Raw genomic sequence first — 25,655 nt, 5'->3', positions numbered from 1 at the left:
GTGAGCGGCCCTGCCTCAGCTCTGGTTGAAGAAACCGTCCGTCCGGTGCCCGGCCGGATCGCCGTTCACGATCTCCGTGTTGGACGGGGTCAGCAGGAACACCCGGGTGGAGACCCGCTCGATCGAACCGCGCAGACCGAAGATCAGCCCGGCCGCGAAGTCGACGACGCGCTTGGCGTCGGAGGCCTCCATGGCCGTGAGGTTCATGATGACCGGCACGCCCTCGCGGAACAGCTCACCGATCAGCCGCGCGTCCCGGAAGCTGTCCGGGGTGACGGTGCCGATCCGGCGGCCCTTCTCCTCGGCCGTGTCCGTGGCGACCTTCACGCGCGGGTCGGTGACCCAGGCGTCTTGTGAGTCGGTCCCCTCGGAGTAGTCGTCGTCGTAGTAACGCTCGTCATCGTTGTCGTCGACGAGGCCAAGCCAAGCACTCGCCTTGCGCACCGATCCCATGGACGCCTCCTCTCACAGCGGTCTTTCATGCTTTCCGCATCCCATGGTCGTCCATGATGCGGATGTCGCGCCAAGTGGATAGACGCCGCGCGGGGGGTTTGTGACGGTACTGGTGCACAGCGGATCCGTCGAGAGCCCGCGTCTCCCAAGGGTCCTGCCGTGCACGGCTGCTGACTGAGAGTGAAATATGACTGTTCGTGCCGTACGGGTGATACATGGTGCGTACGGGTGAACAAGCCGGAACGTTCAACGGCAATTATCGGCCGATAGCATGCGGCAGCTCAATGTCTGACTACGGGGGTTTTCATGTTCGGAATCGTCAGGCCGTGCAGTCATCGACTCGGTGAGCGGCTCAAGACCCAGTGGATGGCGCACTTGTGCGGGCTGTGCCTCGCGCTGCGCGGCGACCACGGGCAGTTCGCGCGGGTCGTCACCAACTACGACGGGCTGCTCGTCTCGGTCCTGACGGAGGCTCAGGCCGAGCGGGCCGGGGGGTGGCGGCGTACGGCGGGACCGTGCCCGTTGCGCGGGATGCGCACCGCCTCCGTCGCGCAGGGCGAGGGCGCGCGGCTCGCCGCGGCCGTCTCGCTGGTGCTGGCCTCGGCCAAGGTGCGCGACCATGTCGCCGACGGGGACGGGCTGCTGGCGCGGCGACCGGTCGCCGCCGCCGCCCGCCGGGTCGCGCGGAGCTGGGGGCGGGCGGGGGAACGCGGCGGGGCCGCGGTCGGGTTCGACACGGCGGTCCTGGTGGACGCCGTGGACCGGCAGGTCGGGATCGAGGCGCTCGCCGGGCCGGGCACCTCGCTGCTGACCGTCACCGAGCCGACCGAGACCGCCACGGCCGCCGCCTTCGCCCACACCGCGGTGCTGGCCGGACGGCCCGGGAACGCCGTACCGCTCGCCGAGGCCGGGCGTCTGTTCGGACGCCTCGCGCATCTGCTGGACGCCGTGGAGGACCAGGCGGCCGATGCGGAGGCCGGTGCCTGGAACCCGCTGACGGCCACCCGGACCCCGCTCACCGAGGCCCGCCGGCTCGCCGACGACGCCCTGCACGGGATACGGCTCGCGCTGAAGGACGTCGAGTTCGTGGAGGCCGGGCTGGCGCATCGGCTGCTCGCGCACGAACTGGAGCGGTCGGTGGACCGGGCGTTCGGGACGGCGTCCTGCGGACACCGGGCGCCGTCCGCCTTCGGCCCGCCGCCGCAGATGCCCCAGCCGCCCGTCACCCCCAAGCAGCCACGGGGGCTGCTGGCCGGGTGCGCGGTCGCGCTCGGGCTGTGCTGCACCTGCCAGGTGTGCTGCGCCGACGAGTTCGAGGGGCCGTGGTCGCGCAAGAAGCGCGAGGGCTGCTGCGGCAACTGTGACTGCGGCAACTGTGACTGCGGGTGCTCGGACTGCGGCTGCTGCGACGGGTGCGACTGCTGCGGCTGTGACTGCTCCTGCTGACACAGGGTCACTTCCCGGTGCACGTAGCGCTCTGTGAGGGGCGTCACGGTGAGTGTCCGGCGGCCCCGGTACGTATCTCCTGTCGAGAAGCGGATGCTCGAAAGGAGCGGGGACCATGCCCGGGCGCTCTGACAGGACCGTGCCGCTTGCCGTGAAGATCGTGGTGAGCGGGGGGCTCGGCGTCGGCAAGTCGACCTTCATCGGGGCCGTCTCCGAGATCGAGCCCCTCGACACCGAGGCGGCGATCACACAGGTGTCGGTGGGGGTCGACTCGCTGGAGGGTGTGGAGGCCAAGACGAGAACCACCGTCGCGCTCGACTTCGGGCGGATCACCCTCGATCCGACCATCGCGCTGTATCTGTTCGGGACGCCCGGACAGGGACGGTTCTCGTTCCTGTGGGACGACCTGGTGGAGGGCGCGTTGGGGACGGTCGTCCTCGCGGACACCCGGCGGATCGAGGAGTCCTTCGCGGCCGTGGACTACTTCGAGGCCCAGGGCGTGCCGTTCGTGCTCGCCGTGAACCGGTTCGACGGGGCCGAGCGGGTCGAACTGGCGGAAGTCCGGCGGGCGTTGGGGCTGAACCCCGAGATTCCCGTGCTGGAGTGCGACGCGCGGGAAAGGGGTTCGGTACGGGACGTGCTGGGCGCCCTGATGGACCGCGTGATCGGGGTCCGGGCAAGCCCGAGGCGACGGGCGGTCGGCGTGCGCTGATCGCCGTGGGGCTCGGGGTGCTGCGAGGGGAGGGGTGTGCGTGTGAAGGCGTAGGGCGAGAACGCGAGATGCGCCCCTCCGGAACAAGGGGCCGGGGCGCGCAGCGGGGTCAGCTCAACAGGACGAGGACCACACTCGACCGAAGTCGATGTGGGAGCGTGTGACCAGCCACTGCTGCGGATGCATGGGCCAAGTGGAACAGGTCTCCGGTTGACCGTCAACCGACTTGAGACGTACGGCTCACAGTTCGGACAGCCTTGACAGTGAGGGGAAACGTCCCCGTACTCTCGCTGTACGGCCCTGCTGAGGGGCTCGGCCGTACCTCTTCGCCGTGTGAAGGCACCCACGTGTTCGACCAACCGTGTCACGGAGCCTTCCCATGCCTTCCGACGCCCTCGGCACAAGCACCCACCCCACCTCCACGGCGAGGCAGTCACTCGTGATCGTCGGAGCCGGGCCGCGGGGGACCGGTCTGATCGAACGCATCGCCGCCAACGCGCCCGAGCTGTACGCCGGTTCGGGTCTCGACATCCATCTCGTCGACCCGCATCCGCCGGGCGCCGGACGCATCTGGCGGGCCGCCCAGTCGCCGCTGCTGTGGATGAACTCGCACGCCGAGGACGTCACCATGTTCACGGACGACACCGTGCAGATGGACGGCCCGGTGCGGTCCGGACCCACCCTGCACGAGTGGGCCGGGGTCGACGGGCGGCTCTTTGCCGACCGGCAGCTCCAGGGCGCCTATCTGCGCTGGGTGCACGACCGGGCCGTGGCCGGCCTGCCCGAGCAGATCACCGTCCACCACCATCCCCGGCGTGCGCTCAGGGTGAGCGGCCCGCGCGAGGGACGTCAGCAGGTGTGGCTGGAGGGGCGGCCCCGGCCGCTGCTCGCCGACCTCGTCGTCCTCACCCTGGGCCACCTCGACGCCGAACTCGACGACGAGCAGCGCGAGCTGGCCGCGTACGCCCGCGCGCACGGGCTCACCCATCTGCCGCCCGACTTCACCGCCGACAGCGACCTGTCCGCACTCCGTCCCGGCGAACCCGTCCTCGTACGCGGCTTCGGGCTCGCCTTCGTCGACCTCATGGTGCTGCTCACCGAGGGCCGCGGCGGACGGTACGAGGGGGACACCTATGTGCCCTCGGGGCGGGAGCCGGTGCTGTACGTCGGGTCGCGGCGCGGAGTGCCGTACCACTCGAAGATCGGCTACGACTGGACGGGGGAGCGGCCGCCGCTGCCCAGATTCCTCGGGCCCGCCGAGATCGACGCGCTGCTCGCGCGGCCCCAGGGCTTCGACTTCCGCCGGGACGTGTGGCCGCTGGTGGAGAAGGAGCTGGGCTTCGCCCACTACCACCGGCTGTTCACCGCCCACCCCGAGCGGACCGCGATCGCGTGGACGGACTTCGAGGAGAAGTACGCGGCCACCGGTGACGCGGCCGAGCGCGACGCCCTGGTGGCGTCCGCCGTGCCCGATCCCCGGGACCGGCTCGACCTCGCCGCGCTCGACCGGCCGCTGGACGGGGCGCGGTACGCGTCGCACGAGGAGTTCCAGGACGGCCTGCGACGGTACGTGGAGGACGACCTCGACCGGAGCCACGACGCCCGGAACAGCGCCGACCTCGCCGTCTTCCTGGGACTGCTGTCCGTCTACGGGCAACTCGTACGGCTCGGGGACATCGGGTCCTGGTGGCACGGGTTCTTCAGCTACCTCGCCTCGGGGCCGCCCGGCCCCCGGCTGCGGCAGCTGCTCGCGCTGTCCCGGGCCGGGGTGCTGAGGTTCGTCGGCGCCGACATGGCCGTACGCGCAGAGGACGGCGTGTTCCGGGCTTCCAGCCCGACCGTGCCCGGATTCTCCGTCGAGGCGCGGGCGCTGGTGGAGGCCCGGCTGCCCGAGCCGACCCTCCGGCGCGCCCTCGACCCGCTGCTGCGCGAGCTGCACGCCGAGGGCGCCGGGGAGACGGCGGACGGACTGCTGCGGGTGGACCGGGCCGACGGGCGGGTCCTGGACGGGTCCGGCCGGCCCCACCCACGGCGCTTCGCGCTCGGCCCGCACACCGACGGACGTACCCCGGGAGCCTTCACCCGGCCACGCACGGGCGGACCGGCGTTCCGGCAGAACGACGCCACCGCCCGGGCGGCCCTGGTGTTCCTGCGGGACCTCGGCGTCGACGCCGTCGCCTAGAGCCGGTCCGGCGGTATCCACAGAAGGGGCTTCTCCCGTATGACTTCCTCGCACGGCCGGGGGCTGCTGCACCTGGCCGCCGCCGTCGACCAGCCCGGGGTGTACGACGCCGGCTCCCATGTCGAGCTGGCGCGGCTCGCCGAGCGCGGCGGGCTCGACTTCGTGACCCTGGACGACACCTTCGCCCGGCCCGGACTCGACGCGCCCGCCGTGCTGGCCCGGGTGGCGCCCGCCACCCAGCGCGTCGGACTGGTGCCCACCCTCACCACCACCCACACCGAGCCCTTCCACGTCCAGGCCGCCGTCGCCACCCTCGACTGGGTCAGCCGGGGCCGGGCCGGCTGGCGGATCGACGTGTCCGTCGGCGAGGGCGAGGCTCGGCTCTTCGGCCGCCGCAACGCCGCTCCGCTGGAGGCGCTGTGGCAGGAGGCCGGTGAAGTGGCCGACGTCGCCGCGAGGCTGTGGGACAGCTGGGAGGACGACGCCGAGATCCGGGACGTGGCCACGGGCCGTTTCCTCGACCGGGACAAGCTGCACCATGTGGACTTCACCGGGACCACGTTCGCGGTGAAGGGCCCCTCGATCGTGCCCCGGCCACCGCAGGGGCACCCCGTGCGCGTCGTCGACGCCACCGAGGGGCACGCGCGCGGCACCGCCGCCCGGTACGCCGACGTGGCCCTGGTGCGCGTGGCGAGTTCCGCGCAGGCCCGTGCCCTACGCGAGCAACTGCGTGCCGACGCCGCCGCGTTCGGGCGCGACCCGGACACCCTGCGGGTGCTGGTGGGGCTGCTCGTCGACCTCGGCGACGGCGAGCACGCGGCCGAACCGGGCCACGGCGGGGGCGGCCCCCGGCAGACCGCACAGGGCCCGCTCTACCGGGGCGGCCCCGTCGACCTCGCCGAGCTGATCGCCTCCTGGCACCAGGACGGCACCGCCGACGGCTTCCACCTCACCCCCGTCGAACCCCGCCGCGATCTGGAACGCCTGGTCAACGGCACGGTCGCGCTGCTCCAGCACCGCGGTCTGTTCCGCACCTTCTACCCGGGCAGCACCCTCCGCGAGCACCTCGGCCTGGCGCGGCCCGCCAACCAGTACGCAGGGGGAGCAGCATGAGCGCCCGAAAACCGATCGTCCATCTCGCCGCCCTCCCCCACTCTCGACTTCGCTCGAGCGGGGGGACCCCCATCCCCGGCGTCAACAACACCACCGTCTGGGCCGACCCCCGCTCCCGGTCGCAGATCGAGTTCTCCTCCTTCGAGCACCTCGCCCGCACCGCCGAACGCGGGCTGTTCGACTTCTTCTTCCTCGCCGAGGGGCTGCGGCTGCGCGAGCACAAGGGCCGGATCCACGACCTGGACGTGGTGGGACGGCCCGAGTCGCTCACCGTCCTCAACGCGCTCGCCGCCGTCACCGAGCGCCTCGGGCTCGCCGCCACCGTCAACGCCACCTTCAACGAGCCGTACGAACTCGCCCGCAGACTGGCCACGCTGGACCACCTCAGCGGCGGCCGGGCCGCCTGGAACGTGGTGACCTCCTCGGACGCCTTCACCGGTGAGAACTTCCGGCGCGGCGGCTACCTGAACCACTCCGAGCGGTACGGGCGGGCCGCCGAGTTCGTCGCCACCGCACGACAGCTGTGGGACTCCTGGACCCCGGAGGGGGTCTCCCGGCCGTTCGCGCACCGGGGCCGGCACTTCGACATCGCGGGCGAGTTCACCGTGCCCCGCTCGCCGCAGGGGCACCCCGTGGTGATCCAGGCGGGCGACTCCGCCGAGGGCAGGGAGTTCGCGGCCGCCACCGCCGACGTGGTCTTCAGCCGGCACGGCACGCTGGAGGCCGGGCGCGCCTTCTCCGCCGACCTCAAGCGGCGGCTCGCCAAGTACGGCCGTACGCCCGGCGATCTGAAGATCATGCCCGGGGTCACCGTCGTCCTCGGCGACACCGCCGCCGAGGCGCGGGAGCGGGCGACGGAGATACGCCGGCAGCAGGTCTCCCCGCAGAACGCGATCCTCGCCCTGGAGCAGCTCTGGGGCGTCGACCTGTCGGCGTACGACCCCGACGGGCCGCTGCCCGAGATCGACCCGGTGCCCGATCCGCAGCTCACCCGGGGCCGCACCCGGCGCGGCGACACGGTCGCGATCGCCGAGAAGTGGCGGGCGCTGTCCAAGGAGAAGGGGCTGTCCATCCGGCAGACCGTGATCGAGGCGAGCGGCCGGCAGTCCTTCATCGGCACACCCGGGGCGGTCGCCGCCGAACTGGAGACGTTCGTGCGCCGGGGCGCCGCCGACGGCTTCGTCCTCGTACCGCATCTCACGCCCGGCGGGCTCGACGAGTTCGTCGACCGGGTGGTGCCGCTGCTCCAGGAGCGTGGCGCGTTCCGCACGGAATACGAGGGCACCACCCTGCGCTCCCATCTCGGGTTGTCCCACCCCCCACTCGAAGGACTGATCAGTTGACGACGGACGCGGCAGACGTCTGGAAGCAGTGGCACGAGCACCGCGTCGAGACGCTCTCGGCGCCCTACGGACCGCTCGCGCTCACCGGAACGTACTGGCTGGAGGACTTTCCGGACGGTCGACTTCCGGACATCCCCGGGGCCTGGGTGGCCGGAGAGGACGGGGTGGTCCTCACGGCGGCCGAGGCCGACGGGCTCACCGTGGACGGTAAGCCGTTCAGCGGTGAGGTGCGGCTCGGCGCCGACGCGGGAGCGGTGGCCGCGGCCCGGGTCGCGCACGGGGAGCGACGGCTGGTCGTGCTGGTGCGGGAGGGGGTGTGGGGGGTGCGCGACTTCGACCCGGGCGCCGAGGCCCGGCGCCTGTTCCGGGGCGTCGAGGCCACTCCGTACGAGGACCGCTGGTCGGTGCCGGGGCGCTTCACGCCGTACGGCGAGGACCGCACCGTCCGGGTGCCGAACGCGGACGGGCGGGAGCGCGGGCTCGGGCTCGGCGGGGAACTGGCGTTCGCCCTCGACGGGCAGGAGCACACGCTCCAGGTGACCGTGCAGGGCGACGGCTCGCTGTGGGCGGTGTTCGCCGACACCACCAGCCGGGTGACCAGCTACCGGTTCCGGTTCCTCCACCCGGGCGCACCCGACGCGCACGGGCACACGACGGTCGACTTCAACCGGGCCGTACTACCTCCGTGTGCATTCGCCGACGCCTTCATCTGCCCCTTCCCGCCGCCGGGGAACACTCTGGGCGTGGCGATCGAGGCAGGGGAGCGCAACCTGGTCTGAGCTGGGGCAAGAGGGCTTCAAGAGTGCTCAACTCACGCAGTTCGTTCAAGGTCTGACGGCCGAAAGGCGCCCTTGCGCCGACCGGCCGTTCGGCCGAATACTCCCCCTCAGCGCTTGTCAGGGTCACGGCGTGTCCGAAATCCGGGCGAACGTCGGTCCTGGCTGCGCCTCACGGGCCCCGACCCCACACGACGGGCCCCCGACTTCCCCTGGGAGGGAACGAAACGTGAGGATCAAGCGCACCACCCCCACCACTCGCGGCACCTCGAGACGGAACCGGCTGATCGCCGTCACCACCGGCCTCATGGCCGCGGCCGCCGTCGCGATCCCCAACGCGAGTGCGGCGGACACCGCCACCTTCAGCTCCGCCCAGCTCAAGAGCGCCGGCACCTCGGTGCTCCAGGCGGACGTCCCGGGCACCGCCTGGGCCGTCGACAGCAAGACCGACCGCCTTCTCGTCACCGTCGACAGCACGGTGTCCGACGCCGAGATCGCGAAGATCAAGGAGGCCGCGGGCAGCAACGCCGGGGCCCTGACGATCAAGCACACCCCGGGCAAGTTCAACAAGCTCATCGCGGGCGGCGACGCCATCTACGGCGGCGGCTACCGCTGTTCCCTCGGCTTCAACGTCGTCAGCGGCAGCACCTACTACTTCCTCACCGCCGGCCACTGCGGTGAGGTCGCCTCGACGTGGTACTCCAACTCCGGGCAAACCACCACGCTGGGCACGAACGTCAGCTACAGCTTCCCGACCAACGACTACGCGCTGGTCCGCTACACCAACAGCTCGGTCACCAAGTCCGGCACCGCGGGCAACACGGACATCACCAGCTCGGGCACGCCCAGCGTCGGCACCACGGTCTACCGTGACGGCTCGACGACCGGTATCCACAGCGGGCGCGTCACCGCTCTGAACGCGACCGTCAACTACGGCAGCGGCGACATCGTCTACGGCATGATCCAGACCAACGTCTGCGCCGAGGGCGGCGACTCCGGCGGTCCGCTGTACTCGTCCAGCGGCATCGCCTACGGTCTGACCTCCGGCGGCAGCGGCAACTGCACCTCCGGCGGCACGACCTTCTTCCAGCCGGTGGCGGAGGCCCTGAGCGCCTACGGCGTCAGCGTGTTCTAGTCCTTCCCGGCAGTGTGCGTCCGGCCCCCGCGCGTGAACCGGCGTGCGGGGGCTTCCCCTTGTCCGGGGTCTTCCCCTGTCCCGGGTCTCCCCGTGTCCGGAGGGCGGGGTTACCGTCGAAGGACGCCGTCGTAGGACGGGTCTTTCGGACCCCTGGGGGCCGGGATGGTCGTGGAGTTGGTGGCGGCGGGAGCCGCGCTCGTGTCCGCCGGAGTGGTGTACGTGGCGGCGGCGGCGCGGGTCGTCAAACAGTACGAGCGGGGCGTGGTCTTCCGCCTCGGGAAACTCCGGCCCGAGGTGCGCGGACCCGGGCTCACCCTGATCGTTCCGGGCATCGACCGGATCCGTAAGGTCAACATGCAGATCGTCACGATGCCGGTGCCGGGGCAGGAGGGCATCACCCGGGACAATGTGACGGTCCGCGTCGACGCCGTCGTCTACTTCAAGGTGACCTCCCCGGCCGAGGCGGTCGTCCGGGTGGAGGACTACCGGTTCGCCGTCTCGCAGATGGCGCAGACCTCGCTCCGGTCCATCATCGGCAAGAGCGAGCTGGACGATCTGCTCTCCGACCGCGAAAAGCTCAACCAGGGGCTGGAGTTGATGATCGACAGCCCGGCCGTGGAATGGGGCGTCACCATCGACCGGGTCGAGATCAAGGACGTCTCCCTGCCCGAGACGATGAAGCGGTCCATGGCCCGGCAGGCCGAGGCCGACCGGGAACGCCGCGCCCGGGTCATCAACGCCGACGCCGAGCTGCAGGCGTCGAAGAAGCTCGCGGAGGCGGCGCGGGAGATGTCCGAGCAGCCCGCCGCACTCCAACTGCGGCTGCTCCAGACGGTGGTGGCGGTCGCCGCCGAGAAGAACTCCACGCTGGTGCTGCCGTTCCCGGTGGAGCTGCTGAGGTTCCTGGAGAGGGCACAGCAGCAACTGCCCGCGGCGCCTTCACCGGAGAAGGGGACCGGCCCCCCGGCGCGGGGAACCGGCCAGGAGTAGCGCTGAGCGGCGTTTGCAGTGGGAACGGGGTGGTGAAGGCGCGAAGGGCGTGAAGTGCTCACCCTGTGCGCGTCCCGGAGTCAACCTTGTGTGCTCCCTGTGTCCTTCGGAAGAGTGGCTGGCCGTCAACCACCCTTCCGGCCCGTACGGTCCCCACAACCGTCCGGGCCACCCCCACAGGAGGACGCGAGTTGCAGCACCGACGCATACCCCGGCGACGGATGGTCATGGCGGGCGCGGGTGTCGCCGCCCTCGTCGCGGCGGGAGTCACCTTCCAGACCGCGAACGCCAGTGAACCGGCGAAGAGCCCGCAGCCGGCCACCCTCTCGGCCTTCGCGGCCGGAAAGCTCGCCGCGGCACTCGGCGAGGACCTCGGCGCCGACGCGGCGGGCACCTACTACGACGCGAAGAGCGGCAGCCTCGTGGTGAACGTGCTCGACGCGGCCGCCGCGAAGGCCGTCGAGGCGGCCGGCGCCAAGGCGAGAATCGTGGAGAACTCCCTCGCCGAACTGGCCGGCGCCCGTACGGCGCTCACGGCGGACGCGGCCGTCCCCGGCACCGCCTGGGTGACCGACCCGCGCACCAACAAGGTCGTCGTCACCGCCGACCGCACCGTCTCCGACGCCGAGTGGGCCAGGCTCACCGAGGTCGTCGACGGCCTCGGGCAGGTTGTCGAACTCCAGCGCACCAAGGGGGAGTTCAAGCCCTTCATCGCCGGCGGCGACGCGATCACCGGCGGCAGTGGGCGCTGCTCGCTCGGCTTCAACGTGGTCAAGGGCGGCGAGCCGTACTTCCTGACCGCCGGCCACTGCACCGACGCCATCTCCACCTGGTCGGACTCCTCCGGCGCCGTGATCGGCACCAACGAGACCTCCAGCTTCCCGGGCGACGACTACGGCCTGGTCAGGTACACCGCCGACGTCGACCACCCCAGCGAGGTCGACCTCTACAACGGTTCCGCCCAGCGGATCACCGCCGCCGCCGAGGCCACCGTCGGCATGAAGGTCACCCGCAGCGGCTCCACCACCCAGGTCCACTCCGGCACGGTCACCGGTCTGGACGCCACCGTGAACTACGGCAACGGCGACATCGTCAGCGGTCTCATCCGGACCGACGTCTGCGCCGAGCCCGGCGACAGCGGCGGCTCCCTCTTCTCCGGCAGCAGCGCGATCGGCCTGACCTCCGGGGGCAGCGGCGACTGCACCTCCGGCGGGGAGACGTTCTTCCAGCCGGTGACGGAGGCGCTGTCGGCGACGGGGACGCGGATCGACTGACGCGTTTCCGGGCGTTTCGATGCGTCTTCGCAGGTGAGAGACGCCCGAACAGTCGTCGTACACATGTTCGGAATTTGGTCTATGGTGGGGGTGAGGGATTAGGGAACTGATGTTCGAGAGCGGGGTGGCGGGAGGTGCGTGTGCCAGGCTTCACGCATCTGCACACCGTCTCCGGGTTCTCCCTGCGGTACGGGGCCTCGCACCCGGAGCGCCTGGCCGAGCGCGCCTCCGAGCGGGGCATGGACGCCCTCGCCCTCACCGACCGCGACACCCTCGCCGGCACGGTCCGCTTCGCCAAGGCCTGCGCGAAGGAAGGCGTGCGCCCGCTGTTCGGGGTCGACCTGGCGGTGACCGCGCCGGTACGTGAGGAGAGTGACGTACGACGGGAAAGGCGCCGCACCCCCGTGCGCGGTGGTGCCTTCATCGACGAGTCGGCACCCCGCGTCACCTTCCTCGCCCGCGACGGCGCCCGGGGCTGGGCCGACCTGTGCCGGATCGTGACCGCCGCCCACGCCGCCGAGGGCATCCCGGTGCTGCCCTGGACCGCCAACCACGGCGACGGTCTGACCGTCCTGCTCGGCCCCGCCTCCGACGTGGGCCGCGCCCTGGCCGCCGGGCGTCCGGACCGGGCCGCGAAGCTCCTCGCCCCCTGGCGCGAGGTCTACGGCGACGCCCTGCGGCTGGAGGCCGTCTGGCACGGCCGCACCGGTACGGGACCCGGCTCCCTGCGCCTCGCCGCCCGTACCGTCGGCTTCGCCGCCGACCAGCGGATCCGCCCGGTGCTCAGCAACGCCGTCCGGTACGCCGACCCCGGTCAGGGGCCGGTCGCCGACGTCCTGGACGCCGCCCGCCGGCTCGTCCCCATCGACCCGGCCAAGGAGCTCGACTCGGGCGAGGCCTGGCTGAAGGGCGCGGACGCCATGCGCGGGGCGGCGGAGCGGATCGTGGAGGCCGCGGGCTTCCGGCGGGACACCGCCCACCGTCTGCTGGAGCAGACCCGGGCCACGGCCGCCGAGTGCCTGGTCGACCCCGAGGACGACCTCGGCATGGGCACCGTCCACTTCCCCGAACCGCACCTCGTCGGCGCGGGCCGCCGCACCGCCCAGCGGGCGCTGGCCTCACGGGCGGCGGCGGGGATGGTGCTGTACGGGTACGCCGACCGGCACGCCTACTGGGAGCGGATGCACCACGAGCTGGACATCATCGCCCACCACGGCTTCGCCTCCTACTTCCTGACGGTCGCCCAGGTCGTCGACGACGTACGCCACATGGGCATCCGGGTCGCCGCGCGCGGCTCCGGCGCGGGCTCCCTCGTCAACCACCTCCTCGGTATCGCCCACGCCGACCCGGTCGAGCACGGGCTGCTGATGGAGCGCTTCCTGTCGAAGGAGCGGGTCGTGCTGCCCGACATCGACATCGACGTGGAGTCCGCGCGCCGGCTCGAGGTCTACCGCGCGATCATCGGCCGGTTCGGCACCGAGCGGGTCGCGACGGTCGCGATGCCGGAGACCTACCGGGTCCGCCACGCCGTCCGGGACGTCGGAGCCGCCCTGTCCATGGACCCCGCCGACATCGACCGGGTCGCCAAGTCCTTCCCGCACATCCGGGCCCGGGACGCCCGGGCCGCTCTGGAGGAGTTGCCCGAACTCAAGGCCCTGGCAGATGAGAGGGAGAAGTACGGCAAGCTCTGGGAGCTGGTCGAGGCCCTCGACGCCCTCCCGCGCGGGATCGCCATGCACCCGTGCGGGGTGCTCCTCTCCGACGCCTCGCTGCTCTCCCGTACGCCGGTGATGCCGACCAGCGGCGAGGGGTTCCCGATGGCGCAGTTCGACAAGGACGACGTGGAGGATCTCGGGCTGCTCAAGCTGGACGTGCTGGGCGTGCGGATGCAGTCGGCGATGGCGCACGCGGTCGCGGAGGTGGAGCGGGCGACGGGGGAGCGGATCGACCTGGACGCGGTCGCGGGCGGCGATCCGGCGACGTACCGGCTCATCCGTTCCACCGAGACGCTGGGCTGCTTCCAGATCGAGTCGCCGGGCCAGCGGGACCTGGTGGGGCGGTTGCAGCCGGCCACCTTCCACGACCTGGTCGTGGACATCTCGCTGTTCCGGCCCGGGCCGGTCGCCGCCGACATGGTGCGGCCGTTCATCGAGGCACGGCACGGACGGGCGCCCGTCCGTTACCCGCACCCCGATCTGGAGGAGCCGCTGAAGGGGACGTACGGGGTCGTCGTCTTCCACGAGCAGATCATCGACATCGTCGCGATCATGACCGGCTGCGGGCGCGGCGAGGCGGACCGGGTGCGGCGCGGGCTGTCCGACCCGGAGTCGCAGGGGCGTATCAAGGTGTGGTTCGCGCGGCACGCGGCGGAACACGGGTACGACGCGGAAACGATTCAGCGGACCTGGGGGATCGTCGAGGCCTTCGGTTCGTACGGCTTCTGCAAGGCGCACGCGGTCGCCTTCGCCGTCCCGACCTACCAGTCGGCGTGGCTGAAGGCGCACCACCCGGCCGCCTTCTACGCCGGGCTGCTCACCCACGACCCCGGGATGTATCCGAAGCGGCTGCTGCTGGCGGACGCGCGGCGGCGCGGGGTGCCGATCCTGCCGTTGGACGTGAACAGCTCGGGAGTCGCACACCGTATCGAACTGGTGTCTGAATCGGTGTCCCCGCAGGGGCGTTGGGGACTCCGTCTGGCCCTCTCCGACGTGCACGGCATCAGCGAGGCCGAGGCGGCACGGGTCGCGGACGGGCAGCCGTACGCCTCGCTCCTCGACTTCTGGGAGCGGGCGCGTCCGAGTCGGCCGATCGCACAAAGGCTCGCGCAGGTGGGCGCGTTGGACGGCTTTGGCGCCAACCGGCGTGATCTGCAACTGCACTTGACCGAGCTGCACCGGGGTGCGCGGGGCGCGGGCGGCGGCCAACTCCCCTTGGCGGGCGGGCGGAAGACCGCCCCGGCCGGACTGCCGGACCTGTCCTCCGCCGAGCGGCTCAGTGCCGAGCTGGGTGTGCTGTCCATGGACGCCTCACGCAACCTGATGGACGACCACCGGGCCTTCCTCGACGAACTGGGCGTGGTCTCGGCGCGACGGCTGCGGGAGGCGCGGCACGGGGAGACCGTGCTGGTCGCGGGCGCCAAGGCGGCCACCCAGACCCCGCCGATCCGGTCCGGCAAACGGGTCATCTTCACCACCCTGGACGACGGTACGGGCCTGGTCGACCTCGCCTTCTTCGACGACTCCCACGACGCCTGCGCCCACACCGTCTTCCACTCCTGGCTGCTGCTGGTGCGCGGGGTGGTGCAGCGGCGCGGCCCGCGCAGCCTCAGCGTGGTGGGCGCCGCCGCCTGGAACCTCGCCGAACTCGTCGAACTGCGTGCCGAGGGCGGGCTGGACGAGGTGGCGGCACGGCTCGCGGCGCCGGCGCCGGTGCGGGAAGAGGCCGGTGACGGGGCTGGGGACGGTGGCACGGCTGGGGGCGGTGACGCCAAAGGGAGCCGTGACGCGAAAGGGAGCCGTGACGCGAAAGGGAGCCGTGACGCGGAAGGAAGTCGTGATTCGACAGGGGGCAGGCGAATCCATCTGCCGACCGGATACGAACTCCACCCGTGGGCCGATCTGCGGCCCGCGGGACAGGAGGCCTCTCAAAGGCCTTCGACGGTACGGAAGTTGTGGCACCAGAGCCCGGGGAGTGCGGGATGACCATCCTCTGCGTACGTTTCCAGCTGCCTCCGCTGTACGAAGCCGAAGCCGCCCTGCCGGGGCTGCTCGGACTGCTGCAGGAGTTCACGCCCGTCGTCGAGGCGCTGCCGCCGGACGGGGCGCTGGTGGATCTGGGGGGCGCCGAGCGGTACTTCGGGCGCAGCGCGGTGGAGCTGGCGTCGGTGATCAGGGTCCGTGCCCTCGCGCTGTACGGCGTCGACTGTGTCATCGGCGCCGGTCCCGGCCCGATGCTGGCCCGCATGGCGCTGCGGGACGCCCGGCCGGGGCTGACCCGCGCGGTCCCGGAGGGTGAGGGCCGGGTGCGGGAGTTCCTCGCCGAGAAACCGGTCGCCGCGCTGCCCGGCGTCGGCGCGGCCACCGCCCGCACCCTGTGCGACTACGGCCTCGACACCCTCGGCCGGGTCGCCGCCGCCCCCCTGTCCACCCTCCAGCGCCTGGTCGGCGCGAAGACGGGCCGCGAGCTGTACGAGAAGGCGAGCGGCGTCGACCGCGGCCGGGTCGTACCGAACGCGGTCTCCCGCTCGCTGGCCGCCGAACGCCCCTTCGAGCGGGACGAGTTGGATCCCGACCGGCACCGCAGGGCCCTGCTGTCGGCGGCCGGGGAACTGGGCGCCCGGCTGCGCGCCCTGGAGAAGGTCTGCCGCACCCTCACCCTCACCGTGCGCTACGCCGACCGCTCCTCCACCACCCGCAGCCGCACCCTCAAGGAGCCGACCGCGCACTCGGCGGCCCTGACGAGGACGGCGTACGGCCTGTACGAGGCGCTCGGCCTGCAACGCGCCCGGGTCCGCGCGCTCGTCCTGCGCGCCGAGGCCCTCGGCCCCGCCGACCAGGCCTCCCACCAGCTCACCTTCGATCCCGTGGACGAGAAGGTCCGCCGCATCGAGGAGGCCGCCGACCGGGTCCGGGCCAAGTTCGGACCGGGGGCGGTGATACCGGGGGCGCTGGCGGCGTGAGGTGACACGGGGCGCTGAGCGGGTCAGTTGGCCCACGGCGGAGTGATCCGCGTGCCGTCGGCCAGTTCCGCCTCCAGACCGATGGACGTGGTGACCCACGAGAGCGCCGTGTGACCGGTCGGGTTCTCGACCGCCAGGGTCGTCCCCGGGTTGATGATCACGGTGTCCCCGGCCGTGATCCGCTCGGTGTGCCCGTCGAGCGTGATGAGCAGTTCGCCGATGAGCAGATGGAAGATCTCCTCCCGGTTGACGGTGTGCGCGGGAGCCTTCGTCCCCGCCGGGATCTCGCCGCGCCAGGCGCAGAGCTCCTTGCTGCCGGTCAGGGGAGAGGCGTACGAGATGAAACGGGCGCCGTGGATCTCGTGGGCCACGGCGTCGGACGGGCGGACGACGGGCATGGGTGTCTCCTTCGACGAGTCCTTCAATATGGTCAAGATGCTTGACTACTTGACCTATGGTCAAGCTGCTTGACCATCCAGTCAAGGGTGTTTCAATGCCTCCGTGCAGAACTCCGAGGCCATGGCCCTGTCCGCAGCTCTTCTCGGCGCAGCCGGTGAGCTGACCCGACGTATCCATGAGGGGGTCGTCGCGCGCGGCTTCGAGGGGGTCAGGCCCGCCCAGGGCTTCGCCTTCGCCCGACTGGCCCCGGACGGCGCCACGGTCACCGACCTCGCCGTCCACCTCGGCGTCACCAAGCAGGCGGCGAGTCAGCTCGTCGACGAGCTCGTGCGGAAGGGCTATGTCGAGCGGCGGGCGCATCCCGACGACGCCCGGGCCCGGTTGATCGTGCTCACCGAGCGGGGGTGGGAGTGCACTCGGGCGGCGGAGGAGGCGGCCGCCGAGGTCGTGCGCGAGTGGGTGGACGTGCTCGGGGAGGGGGGAGTACGCGTGTTGTGCGATCAGTTGTGGCGCATCGCCCCCTACGGTCCCATCAGGCCCGCCTGGTGACGGAATGTCAGTGGCCCCGGCCGTCACTGACTACCACTGGAAGTTTTTACTGACGCGTAACTTCACACATGAGCTACTCGTTCGTAACTTGATGAGTGAACAGCATCCTCGTGATCCGGATCACAGGGCGTAAGGCCATCGCACCTCCCTTGAGCCGCAAGGAGATCACACGATGCTGCCCTGGAAGCGCGTGCTCAGACCACTCGCCGCACTGCTGCTGGCCGCCGCGGCCGCCACCGTCCCCGCCTCCACCGCCCAGGCCGCCGCCCCATCGAGTGGCTGGAACGACTACAACTGCAAGCCCTCCGCCGCCCACCCCCGCCCCGTCGTCCTGGTCCACGGCACCTTCGGGAACTCGATCGACAACTGGCTGTCCCTCGCCCCCTACCTCAAGGACCGGGGCTACTGCGTCTACTCCCTCGACTACGGCCAACTGCCGGGCGTCCCGCTCTTCTACGGCCTCGGCCCCATCGACACGTCGGCCGGACAGCTCTCCGCCTTCGTCGACAAGGTGCTCTCCGCCACCGGCGCCGCCGAGACCGACCTCGTCGGTCACTCCCAGGGCGGCATGATGCCCCGCTACTACCTGAAGTTCCTCGGCGGAGCCGCCAAGGTGAACGCGCTCGTCGGGATCGCCCCCGACAACCACGGCGCCACGCTCAGCGGCCTCACCAACCTGCTCCCGTACTTCCCGGGCGCCGAGGAACTGCTCTCGGCCGCCACCCCCGGCCTCGCCGACCAGATCCCCGGATCGGCGTTCCTGACCAAGCTCAACGCCGGCGGCGACACCGTGCCCGGCGTCCGCTACACGGTCATCGCCACCAAGTACGACGAGGTGGCGACGCCGTGGCGCAGCCAGTACCTCAGCGGATCCGGCGTCAACAACGTCCTGCTGCAGGACCTGTGCCCGCTCGACCTCTCCGAGCACGTGGCGATCGGCCTGTTCGACCGGATCGCCTTCCACGAGGTGGCCAACGCGCTCGACCCGGCCCACGCCACCGCCACCACCTGCGCGTCCGCACTGAGCTGACGCGCGGATCGTTCCTCCGGGGCCTGTCCGGCCTGAGCCGCCGGTCAGGCCCCGGAGCCTTGAGGGGCGCGGCGACTCAGCGCCCGCGCCGGCCGCCGCCCACCGCACGCCGGTGCACCGAGGCGAACAGCAGCGCCGCACCCGCCGCGAGGACGGCCGCACCGCCCATCGCGAGGTAGGAGGTGCGGTCGTCGGCGCCGGTCTCGGCGAGGTTCTGCCTCGTACCGGCTGCCCGCACCGCCGACTCGTCGGTGTCGGCATCGGTGTTTCTGGTGTCGGTGTCGGCACCGACGTCGTCCGCGGCCGCGGGGGCCGCCGGGGCCGCGGACGACGGGTCCGTGGTGGGGTCCGCCGTCGTCGCGGCGTCGTCGTCCCCGTGACCGCCGTGCTCGATCGTCGACTTGTCGGCACCGTCCTCGATCTGCTCCTCGGAGGGCGCAGAGGCGGACGGGGCCGCCGAGGAGGTGCCGCCGAACGTGACGTCCGAGCAGGAGTAGAACGCCTCCGGACTGTCCGAGCGCTGCCAGACCGCGTACAGCAGCTGCCGACCGGAACGCTCGGGCAGCGTCCCGGAGAACGTGTAGAAACCGCCCGCCGCCACCGGGTCGGTGGCCGTCGCCACCGGATGCTCCAGGTCGAGGTCGGACCAGCCGAGCGGCTTCGCCGCGTCGTAGCCGGACTTGGTGAGGTACACCGTGAAGGTGCCCTTGTGCGGGGCGGTCACGCGGTACTTGAAGGTGTACGCGCCCCTGCTCACGCTCGTCGCCGGCCAGTCGGCGCGGGTCAGGTCGAGGCCCTTGAACTCCTCGTTGCCCGCGCTGCACAGCCTGCCGTCCGGGATCAGCTCCTGGTGGCGCCCGTTCGCATCGCCGATGCGGACGCCGTTCCAGTCGTACAGCGCCTGTGTGCCGCCCGCCACGACCGCCGCCCGGCACGCGTTCGACCGGGGGTTCTCGGGACCCTCCGCGTAGCACTGCGCCACCCGGCTGACCGGATCTCCCAGCGTGCCGTGCGCGGCCGCGGGCGCGGCGGACAGCGCGGTCAGGGCCAGCGGGGTCAGCCCGAGGGCGGCGACTGCGGCGGCCTTGCGGCGTGCGGGCATGGGGGATCTCCTCGGAACCGGAATCAGGTGCGCGGCGGGCGGCGCCGATGTGCGCCGCAACCAAGAAACCGCGAAAACGCCTGCTGAGGGAGGGCCGGAGCGATCTTTAGGGTTGCCTTAAGGGAGCGCTCAGACGGAGATCAGGTAGGTGCCGGAGGTGGACGGCGGAGAGGATGGCTAGCGTGTCCGGTATGACGAACGAGGAGATCCGGCCCGCCACGGCGGCAGACGTACCGGCCGTGAAGGCGGTCACCGACGCGGCGTACACGCACTACATCGAGCGCATCGGCGTCGTGCCGATGCCCATGCGGGCGGACCACGCGGCGAACGTGGCCGCGGGGAAGGTGTTCGTGACCGGGGATCCCGTCACGGGCCTGGTGGTTTTAGAGGAGTTCGCGGACCACCTGTTCCTCGACAGCATCGCCGTCCACCCGGACGCCCACGGCAGGGGCGTCGGGCGGCGGCTGCTGCACTTCGTGGACGCGCACGCGCGTGCACTCGGCCTGCCCGAGGTCAGGCTCTACACGAACGTGATGATGTGGGAGAACCAGAAGATCTACCCGAGGTACGGCTACGAGCTGGTGGGACGGCGGGTGGAAGGCGACTACGACCGCCTCCACTACCGCAAACGGCTCGGCTGACGCCGGCCGCGGGGTGCCTCACCCGTCCGGCCACCAGGTGCGTGCGATGTCCTTGCGCACCTCGGGGCGCCCCGCGGGGCGCTCGTCCGCCTCTTCGCGGATCCGGCGGGATTCCGTCTTCTTCAGGGGCTTCTGCACGGTAGTGCGGCGCATGACTGCCTCCTTCAGGGCCACCGGGTTCCGCGTTCTCACGGAGGTAGACCCTTTCCGGGAGAGTTCCTCATCGAACCCGCGCTGTCAGTGGCGGGTGTCACGATTCGAGTGTCAGTGGTGGGTGTCACTCTTGGGCACATGCGGAAGAACGGTGACGAAATGACTCCAGCGGGTGTCGACTGGGACGCGGAGGCGGCGGGCTTCGACGAGGAGCCCGATCACGGACTGCGCGACCCCGAGGTGCGTGCCGCCTGGGCGGACCGGCTGCGGACCTGGCTACCCGAGCGCGCGTGCGACGTCCTCGACCTCGGCTGCGGCACCGGCAGCCTCTCCCTCCTCGCCGCCGAACAGGGGCACCGTGTCACGGGCGTCGACCTGTCCCCGCCCATGATCGACCTGGCCCGCACCAAACTCGCCGGGTGTGACGCGGTGTTCCTCCTCGGTGACGCGGCGGCGCCCCCGGTCGGCGAGCAGCGCTTCGACACCGTGCTCGTACGGCATGTGGTGTGGGCGCTGCCCGACCCCGCCCGCGCCCTGCGGCACTGGCGCGGGCTGCTGCGTCCGGGAGGGCGGCTCGTCCTGGTCGAGGGCGTCTGGGGGACGGTCACCCCGGCCGGCATACCGGCGGACCGCCTGACCGCCCTGCTCGCCCCGCTCACCGTGGACACACGCGTGGAGCGGCTGTCGGAGGACCCGCGCCTGTGGGGCGGGCCGGTGGAGGACGAGCGGTACGCGGTGGTGGCGACCGTCTAGCGACCGCTCAGGGCTGTCCGCCCCTCACCCCAGCAGCGCCCCGAAGTCGCCCTCACGCGCCAGCGTCTCCAGCTCGTCGAGGGCGGCCACGGCGGCCGCGGCCGCCTCGGGATCGGTCCTGGCCAGGCCGCTCTCGGCGAACTCGTCCTCGTCCAGCCGCCGTACGTCCGTACCGTCGGCGGAGCGCCACAGGTCCAGGTCGAGGTCCTCCACGACCAGCTCGGTGCCGAACAGCGTGGCCGGGCGGGTGACATCGCAGTACCAGCCCTTCAGGGCGCCCGTCGCGGCCCGGACCTCCTTCACCGCGTACCACCGGTCGCGCCAGTAGTACTCGGTGAAGACGTCACCCGTCTCGAACCGTACGAAGCCGAAGTCGCGCACACCGTCACCGGCCCAGGGGGCGCGTACGGCGATGCGCGTGCCGTCGTCCGACAGCAGCTCGGCCGCGTAACGGATCTTCGTACGGCCGCCCTTGACCAGGACCACGTCCACCGGGCGGGCGGGGTCAGCCGAGTGTGCGGACATAGCGCACCTCCGTCGCACAGATCTCGTATCCGAACCACTTGTTGATCGCGAGCATCGGCCCGTTGTCCGAGTCGTTGCCGGTGTACGCCTCCGTGTACCCCGCCGTGCGGGCGCGGTGCAGGGAGTCGTTCTTGACGAGCTTGGCCAGACCCCGGCCGCGGTAGGCGCGGGCGGTGCCGGTCATACCGGTGCCGTAGCGGCCGGAGCCGTCGGTGTGGGCCACGCTGAAGGCGACGGGGCGGCCGTCGGCCACGGCGACCGAGGTCAGCTCCCGGTGGAGGTGGGGGTGTTTCCAGTACTCCTCGACCCAGGCTTCGTAGTCCGTGAACTCGGTGGGGACGTCGCTCGGTTCGTCCGAGCCGGCCTCCGCGTCGAGGGCGAACAGCGGACGCGGGTCGTCCGCGAAGTCCGCGCCCGTGCGCAGCTCCACACCCGGTGGCGGGGGCTGGAGCGGCGGCAGCGGGGTGTGCGCCAGGTCCAGGCGCAGGAAGTACGCGGAGCGGCTCGGCCGGTAGCCGTGGAGCTCGGCGAAGGCGCGGTTGCCGGGCTCGTCCAGGACCCAGGCGAACACATGGGTCGCCCCGAGCGCTGCCAGGTGATCCTCGGCGGTGCGCACCAGCAGCCCGCCCGCGCCGCGGCCGGTGCGCGCCGGGTCGACGTACAGGTTGAGATAGCCCTGACCGGGCTCCGGGCTGTCATGCGCGACGCCCAGTTGGGCGGTGCCGACGATCTCGCCGTCCTCCTCGGCGAGCAGCGCGCGGTAGAAGGGGCGGAGATGGGGCAACGAGAGATGGTGCCGCACGGACTCCGGGCTGAAGAACACGTAGGGCAGGGCCAGGTGCCGGATCCGGACGAAGCCCTCGACGTCGGCAGTCGCGCCGGGGCGCAGCTCGCGCACGATGACGGTCATGTGAGCGCACGCTACGGGCGGTCCGTGCGCTCGTGCCTCTCATTTTCCGGTGGGTGCGGGACAATCGGGCCGTGACCTTGAAGATCCACATCGATGAGGGCGCCGCGCCGTACGAGCAGGTGCGGGCGCAGATCGCCGAGCAGGCCCGGTCCGGAGCGCTGCCGGTCGGGTACCGGTTGCCGACGGTACGGGGGCTCGCCGAGTCGCTGGGGCTGGCGGCCAACACCGTCGCCAAGGCGTACCGGGCCCTGGAGACCGACGGCGTGATCGAGACGCGGGGCCGCAACGGCACGTTCGTTGCCGCCGCCGGCTCGGCCGCGGAACGTGAGGCCGCGTCCGCCGCGCAGGCGTACGCCGAGAGGGCGCTGCGGCTGGGGCTGAGCGAGGAGCAGGCGTCGGCCGCGGTGCGGGATGCCCTGCGGGCGGCGTATGAGGGGTGAGGGCCTGCTGCCGCGAGGCTGAGCAGGGTCCGGTACCGCCAGGACACGCAGATCAGGGCGGGAAACCAAGGGCGGAGCCGGACCTGCGGCAGGAACGGTGAGCGATCAGCGGCGGGTCGCCAGGGATCGGGGGGTGCGGGTCGCCGTCAGGCCCGCCCGTTCCGCTGTTCTGCCGAACAGCGCCGCGTCGCCCACTGCCGCGCCGCCGGGGTCGTTGTTGAAGTACGCGTAGACGTCGTCCCTGTCGGTCCAGGTGGTGGCGATGCGGTCGATCCAGGTCTCCAGGGCGCGCTGGCCGTAGCGCGGCCACGGGCTGGCGCGGCCCTCGTGGAAGCGGACGTAGCCCCAGTCGGCGGTCCGCCACAGCGGGGTGGCCGGGCGGGACTGGACGTCGGCCCAGCACAGGGCCGCGCCCCTGGCCTGGAGGACCGAGCGGACCGGCGGCGTCCACCACGACTCGTGACGTGGTTCGACCGCGACACGGGTGCCGGAGGGGAAGCAGGACAGACAGGCGTCCAGCAGCCCCGGGTCGGCGCGCAGGGTCGGCGGCAGTTGCAGGAGGACCGGGCCGAGGCGCGCGCCGAGCCCGGCGGCGTGGCTCATCAGCCGGTGCACCGGCTCCTCGGGGTCGCGCAGCCGCTTGATGTGGGTCAGATAGCGGCTGGCCTTGACCGCCACCACGAAGTCCGACGGGACGCGCTCGGCCCAGGACGCGAAGGTGTCCCGGGAGGGCAGCCGGTAGAACGCGTTGTTGATCTCGACGGTGGCGAAGTGCTCGGTGTACTCCTCCAGCCATCGCCGCAGGGGCACGTCGGCCGGGTACAGGACCTCACGCCAGTCCTTGTACTGCCAGCCCGATGTGCCGACGTACAGGGTCATACCTCCATCAAAGCACCTCTACAGATAAAGCCCCGCGTCCGAGCGGTTCCGCGGCTCCGGCAGCGAGGTCGGGGACGTGCCCCGCCGCAGCGCGTACAGCTCCGCCAGCGTCGCCCCCTCGCGGCCGATCCCCTCCTCGGTGCCCAGCCAGTCCACCGCCTCCCGCCGGGTCAGCGGGCCCACCTCGATCCGGGCGAGGCAGCGGCCGGGGCGGACCACGGCCGGGTGGAGGCGCTCCAGGTCCTCGTTGGTGGTGACCCCGACCAGGACGTTGCGCCCCTGGCCGAGCAGGCCGTCGGTGAGGTTGAGCAGACGCGACAGCGCCTGGCCCGCCGTGTGCTTCGCCTCACCGCGGATCAGCTCGTCGCAGTCCTCCAGGAGCAGCAGCCGCCAGCGGCCCTTGCCCGCGGTGTCCTCCTCGCCGATCGCGATGTCCATCAGATAGCCGACGTCGGAGAAGAGCCGCTCGGGGTCGAGGACGCAGTCCACCTGGCACCACTCCCGCCAGGAACGGGCCAGCGTGCGCAGCGCCGAGGTCTTGCCGGTGCCGGGCGGGCCGTGCAGCAGGAGCAGCCGCCCGGCGATGTCCTCGGGGGTCGTGCCCATCAGCCGGTCCATCGCCTCGGCCACGGGCGCCGTGTAGTTGGGCCGTACCTCCTCCCAGGTGCCGGCGGAGATCTGGCGTGTGGTGCGGTGCGGCCCGCGCCGCGGCGAGACGTACCAGAAGCCCATCGTCACGTTCTCCGGCTGGGGCTCGGGCTCGTCCGCCGCGCCGTCGGTGGCCTCGTCCAGCACCTTCGCGGCGAGTTCGGCGGTGGTCGCGGTGACGGTGACGTCGGCGCCGCGGTTCCAGCGGGAGACGAGCAGCGTCCAGCCGTCGCCCTCGGCGAGCGTCGCGCTGCGGTCGTCGTCGCGGGCGACGCGCAGCACGCGGGCCTGCGGCGGCAGCAGGGTCGCCCCGGAGCGGACGCGGTCGATGTTCACCGCGTGCGAGTACGGCTGCTCGCCCGTCGCGAAGCGGCCGAGGAACAGCGCGTCGACGACATCGGACGGGGAGTCGGAGTCGTCGACGTTGAGCCGGATCGGCAGAGCGTCGTGTGGGTGCGCAGACATAGCGGCCATGATCCGGCACCGGGGCGTCCTCTGCACCCGGTTTCCGTGGTGCGCGCGGTGTGTCGGTCTTGCCCGGAAGTTCCGGAGTGCGCCGGTCGCCCGGCGCCCTCCGGAACTTCGACGGCTCACACCAGGGCGTCGACCGCCCTGTGCCGGATCCGGCGCGTCCCGCGCACGACCGCGTATCCCTTCGTCAGCGCCCGGTCCCGGACGAACGTACGACCGATCGCCCGTCCGTCGAGGAGCCGTTCGAACTCCTCGGCGTCCGTGCCGCGCCGCACCGTCACCCGCCGCAGGGCGTACGGCCCCTGGGCGCGGCGGGCGAGGGTGTTGCCGACGGCCAGCGCCTGGGCGAAGCCGTTCTCGCGGACCGCCGTGCGCACCCGGCGACTGGAGTAGCCGTACGGGTAGGCGAACGACACCGGCAGGGCGCCGAGTTCATCGGCGACGATGTCCCGGCAGCGGGTCAGCTCGGTGCGCAGCGCGAGGTCGTCGAGCTGGTCGAGCTGCGGGTGGCTGTGGCTGTGGCCGCCGATCTCGACGCCCGCGTCCGCCAGTTGGCGCACCTGCGGCCAGTCCAGCATGGTGTCCAGGCCGCCGCCGGTGTCGTGGGCGCCCTTGATCCAGCCGGTGGAGACGAACAGCGTGGCCGGGAAGCCGTACCGGGCGAGGGCCGGGAGGGCGTGCCGGTGCACGCCCTCGTAGCCGTCGTCGAAGGTGATCAGCACCGGCCGGGCGGGCAGCGGCCGGCCCTCCCGCCAGCGGGCCGCGAGGCCGGCCGTGGTGAGCGGGGTGAGGCCGCGGTCCGCGATCACCGCCATCTGTGCGGCGAAGGCCTCCGGCGAGACCGAGAGGGTACGGGTGGCGTCGTTCGGACGGTCGGCGACCGCGTGGTACATGAGAATCGGAACGCGCGCCTCCGTCATACGGCCCGCCTCCTGTTCCGCGCCCCCGTCATGCGGCCCTACCTTCTTGAGTGGGTCCCGTGAGTTCGCGACTCTGGGACTGCGCGGGTGGGGCAGGGATGGTTTTCATGCTGGCTGCCTTCGATGGCTC

The 25,655-nt window shown here is 71.9% G+C and carries 25 protein-coding genes; 16 read left to right on the top strand and 9 right to left on the bottom strand.

The window, feature by feature from the left end:
• Positions 1 to 15 precede the first annotated feature (15 nt).
• Complete coding sequence (locus tag ACIRF9_RS46850; RefSeq protein ID WP_403836016.1) at positions 16 to 453, bottom strand: cell division protein SepF; 438 nt, start codon at positions 451 to 453, stop codon at positions 16 to 18.
• 306 nt (positions 454 to 759) lie between these two features.
• On the opposite strand from ACIRF9_RS46850, the gene ACIRF9_RS46845 reads away from it, so the two are divergent.
• From ACIRF9_RS46845 to ACIRF9_RS46795, 11 genes are all read left to right on the top strand, one after another.
• Positions 760 to 1,899, top strand: coding sequence for a DUF5685 family protein (locus ACIRF9_RS46845; protein WP_403836014.1), 1,140 nt, complete (start codon positions 760 to 762; stop codon positions 1,897 to 1,899).
• A gap of 115 nt (positions 1,900 to 2,014) precedes the next feature.
• Positions 2,015 to 2,611: a GTP-binding protein gene (locus ACIRF9_RS46840; RefSeq protein WP_403836012.1), complete on the top strand. Its 597-nt coding sequence runs from the start codon at positions 2,015 to 2,017 to the stop codon at positions 2,609 to 2,611.
• 379 nt (positions 2,612 to 2,990) lie between these two features.
• A complete protein-coding gene (locus ACIRF9_RS46835; RefSeq protein WP_403836010.1) occupies positions 2,991 to 4,793 on the top strand; it encodes an FAD/NAD(P)-binding protein in 1,803 nt (600 codons plus the stop codon).
• Between the two features lie 39 nt (positions 4,794 to 4,832).
• On the top strand, positions 4,833 to 5,906 hold the full coding sequence (locus tag ACIRF9_RS46830; protein ID WP_403836008.1) for an LLM class flavin-dependent oxidoreductase: 1,074 nt from the start codon (positions 4,833 to 4,835) through the stop codon (positions 5,904 to 5,906).
• Positions 5,903 to 7,249 (top strand): NtaA/DmoA family FMN-dependent monooxygenase, encoded by a 1,347-nt coding sequence (locus ACIRF9_RS46825; protein ID WP_403836006.1) that lies wholly within the window; start codon positions 5,903 to 5,905, stop codon positions 7,247 to 7,249. Before ACIRF9_RS46830 ends, ACIRF9_RS46825 begins: the two co-directional genes overlap by 4 nt.
• Positions 7,246 to 8,028: a DUF1684 domain-containing protein gene (locus ACIRF9_RS46820; protein ID WP_403836004.1), complete on the top strand. Its 783-nt coding sequence runs from the start codon at positions 7,246 to 7,248 to the stop codon at positions 8,026 to 8,028. The genes ACIRF9_RS46825 and ACIRF9_RS46820 overlap by 4 nt, the downstream gene beginning before the upstream one ends.
• Before the next feature lie 226 nt (positions 8,029 to 8,254).
• Positions 8,255 to 9,160, top strand: coding sequence for a S1 family peptidase (locus ACIRF9_RS46815; protein ID WP_403836002.1), 906 nt, complete (start codon positions 8,255 to 8,257; stop codon positions 9,158 to 9,160).
• A gap of 165 nt (positions 9,161 to 9,325) precedes the next feature.
• Positions 9,326 to 10,153, top strand: coding sequence for a slipin family protein (locus tag ACIRF9_RS46810; protein WP_403836000.1), 828 nt, complete (start codon positions 9,326 to 9,328; stop codon positions 10,151 to 10,153).
• 191 nt (positions 10,154 to 10,344) lie between these two features.
• Complete coding sequence (locus ACIRF9_RS46805) at positions 10,345 to 11,427, top strand: S1 family peptidase (RefSeq protein ID WP_403835998.1); 1,083 nt, start codon at positions 10,345 to 10,347, stop codon at positions 11,425 to 11,427.
• Between the two features lie 140 nt (positions 11,428 to 11,567).
• Positions 11,568 to 15,128 (top strand): DNA polymerase III subunit alpha, encoded by a 3,561-nt coding sequence (locus tag ACIRF9_RS46800; protein WP_403835996.1) that lies wholly within the window; start codon positions 11,568 to 11,570, stop codon positions 15,126 to 15,128.
• Complete coding sequence (locus ACIRF9_RS46795; RefSeq protein ID WP_403835994.1) at positions 15,125 to 16,105, top strand: DNA polymerase thumb domain-containing protein; 981 nt, start codon at positions 15,125 to 15,127, stop codon at positions 16,103 to 16,105. Before ACIRF9_RS46800 ends, ACIRF9_RS46795 begins: the two co-directional genes overlap by 4 nt.
• A gap of 23 nt (positions 16,106 to 16,128) precedes the next feature.
• On the opposite strand, the gene ACIRF9_RS46790 is transcribed toward ACIRF9_RS46795, so the two are convergent.
• Positions 16,129 to 16,503 (bottom strand): cupin domain-containing protein, encoded by a 375-nt coding sequence (locus tag ACIRF9_RS46790; RefSeq protein ID WP_403835992.1) that lies wholly within the window; start codon positions 16,501 to 16,503, stop codon positions 16,129 to 16,131.
• Between the two features lie 103 nt (positions 16,504 to 16,606).
• Here ACIRF9_RS46790 and ACIRF9_RS46785 point away from each other — a divergent pair, with 103 nt between their 5' ends.
• Complete coding sequence (locus ACIRF9_RS46785) at positions 16,607 to 17,053, top strand: MarR family winged helix-turn-helix transcriptional regulator (RefSeq protein ID WP_403835990.1); 447 nt, start codon at positions 16,607 to 16,609, stop codon at positions 17,051 to 17,053.
• Positions 17,054 to 17,225: 172 nt separating this feature from the next.
• Positions 17,226 to 18,083 carry an esterase/lipase family protein gene (locus ACIRF9_RS46780; protein WP_403835988.1) on the top strand — a complete coding sequence of 286 codons (858 nt, stop codon included), beginning with the start codon at positions 17,226 to 17,228 and terminating at the stop codon, positions 18,081 to 18,083.
• A gap of 76 nt (positions 18,084 to 18,159) precedes the next feature.
• Here the strand turns inward: ACIRF9_RS46780 and ACIRF9_RS46775 are convergent, their stop codons facing one another.
• On the bottom strand, positions 18,160 to 19,185 hold the full coding sequence (locus ACIRF9_RS46775) for a lytic polysaccharide monooxygenase (protein ID WP_403835986.1): 1,026 nt from the start codon (positions 19,183 to 19,185) through the stop codon (positions 18,160 to 18,162).
• A 191-nt stretch (positions 19,186 to 19,376) separates the two neighbouring features.
• On the opposite strand from ACIRF9_RS46775, the gene ACIRF9_RS46770 reads away from it, so the two are divergent.
• Complete coding sequence (locus ACIRF9_RS46770) at positions 19,377 to 19,826, top strand: GNAT family N-acetyltransferase (RefSeq protein WP_403835984.1); 450 nt, start codon at positions 19,377 to 19,379, stop codon at positions 19,824 to 19,826.
• Between the two features lie 18 nt (positions 19,827 to 19,844).
• Here the strand turns inward: ACIRF9_RS46770 and ACIRF9_RS46765 are convergent, their stop codons facing one another.
• A complete protein-coding gene (locus ACIRF9_RS46765) occupies positions 19,845 to 19,979 on the bottom strand; it encodes a hypothetical protein (RefSeq protein ID WP_403835982.1) in 135 nt (44 codons plus the stop codon).
• A gap of 138 nt (positions 19,980 to 20,117) precedes the next feature.
• Here ACIRF9_RS46765 and ACIRF9_RS46760 point away from each other — a divergent pair, with 138 nt between their 5' ends.
• Complete coding sequence (locus ACIRF9_RS46760) at positions 20,118 to 20,732, top strand: class I SAM-dependent methyltransferase (protein WP_403835980.1); 615 nt, start codon at positions 20,118 to 20,120, stop codon at positions 20,730 to 20,732.
• A 24-nt stretch (positions 20,733 to 20,756) separates the two neighbouring features.
• Here the strand turns inward: ACIRF9_RS46760 and ACIRF9_RS46755 are convergent, their stop codons facing one another.
• Both ACIRF9_RS46755 and ACIRF9_RS46750 read right to left on the bottom strand, forming a co-directional pair.
• Positions 20,757 to 21,257, bottom strand: coding sequence for a DUF402 domain-containing protein (locus ACIRF9_RS46755; protein ID WP_403835978.1), 501 nt, complete (start codon positions 21,255 to 21,257; stop codon positions 20,757 to 20,759).
• On the bottom strand, positions 21,238 to 22,167 hold the full coding sequence (locus tag ACIRF9_RS46750; protein ID WP_403835976.1) for a GNAT family N-acetyltransferase: 930 nt from the start codon (positions 22,165 to 22,167) through the stop codon (positions 21,238 to 21,240). The genes ACIRF9_RS46755 and ACIRF9_RS46750 overlap by 20 nt, the downstream gene beginning before the upstream one ends.
• A 71-nt stretch (positions 22,168 to 22,238) precedes the next feature.
• On the opposite strand from ACIRF9_RS46750, the gene ACIRF9_RS46745 reads away from it, so the two are divergent.
• Positions 22,239 to 22,607 (top strand): GntR family transcriptional regulator, encoded by a 369-nt coding sequence (locus ACIRF9_RS46745; RefSeq protein WP_403835974.1) that lies wholly within the window; start codon positions 22,239 to 22,241, stop codon positions 22,605 to 22,607.
• Between the two features lie 105 nt (positions 22,608 to 22,712).
• On the opposite strand, the gene ACIRF9_RS46740 is transcribed toward ACIRF9_RS46745, so the two are convergent.
• The 3 genes from ACIRF9_RS46740 to ACIRF9_RS46730 all read right to left on the bottom strand — a co-directional run bounded on the left by ACIRF9_RS46740 (position 22,713) and on the right by ACIRF9_RS46730 (position 25,525).
• Entirely contained in the window at positions 22,713 to 23,486 is a 774-nt protein-coding gene (locus tag ACIRF9_RS46740; RefSeq protein WP_403835972.1) for a DUF72 domain-containing protein, read from the bottom strand.
• A gap of 18 nt (positions 23,487 to 23,504) precedes the next feature.
• A complete protein-coding gene (locus ACIRF9_RS46735) occupies positions 23,505 to 24,599 on the bottom strand; it encodes a DUF5925 domain-containing protein (RefSeq protein ID WP_403835970.1) in 1,095 nt (364 codons plus the stop codon).
• A 125-nt stretch (positions 24,600 to 24,724) separates the two neighbouring features.
• Entirely contained in the window at positions 24,725 to 25,525 is an 801-nt protein-coding gene (locus tag ACIRF9_RS46730) for a polysaccharide deacetylase family protein (RefSeq protein ID WP_403835968.1), read from the bottom strand.
• Positions 25,526 to 25,655: the final 130 nt, after the last annotated feature.

This window comes from Streptomyces sp. NPDC096132 (genome assembly GCF_044763345.1).
Classification (GTDB): domain Bacteria; phylum Actinomycetota; class Actinomycetes; order Streptomycetales; family Streptomycetaceae; genus Streptomyces.
The sequence above is the reverse complement of the archived record's forward strand: the minus strand, read 5'-3'. Positions and strand labels throughout refer to the sequence as shown.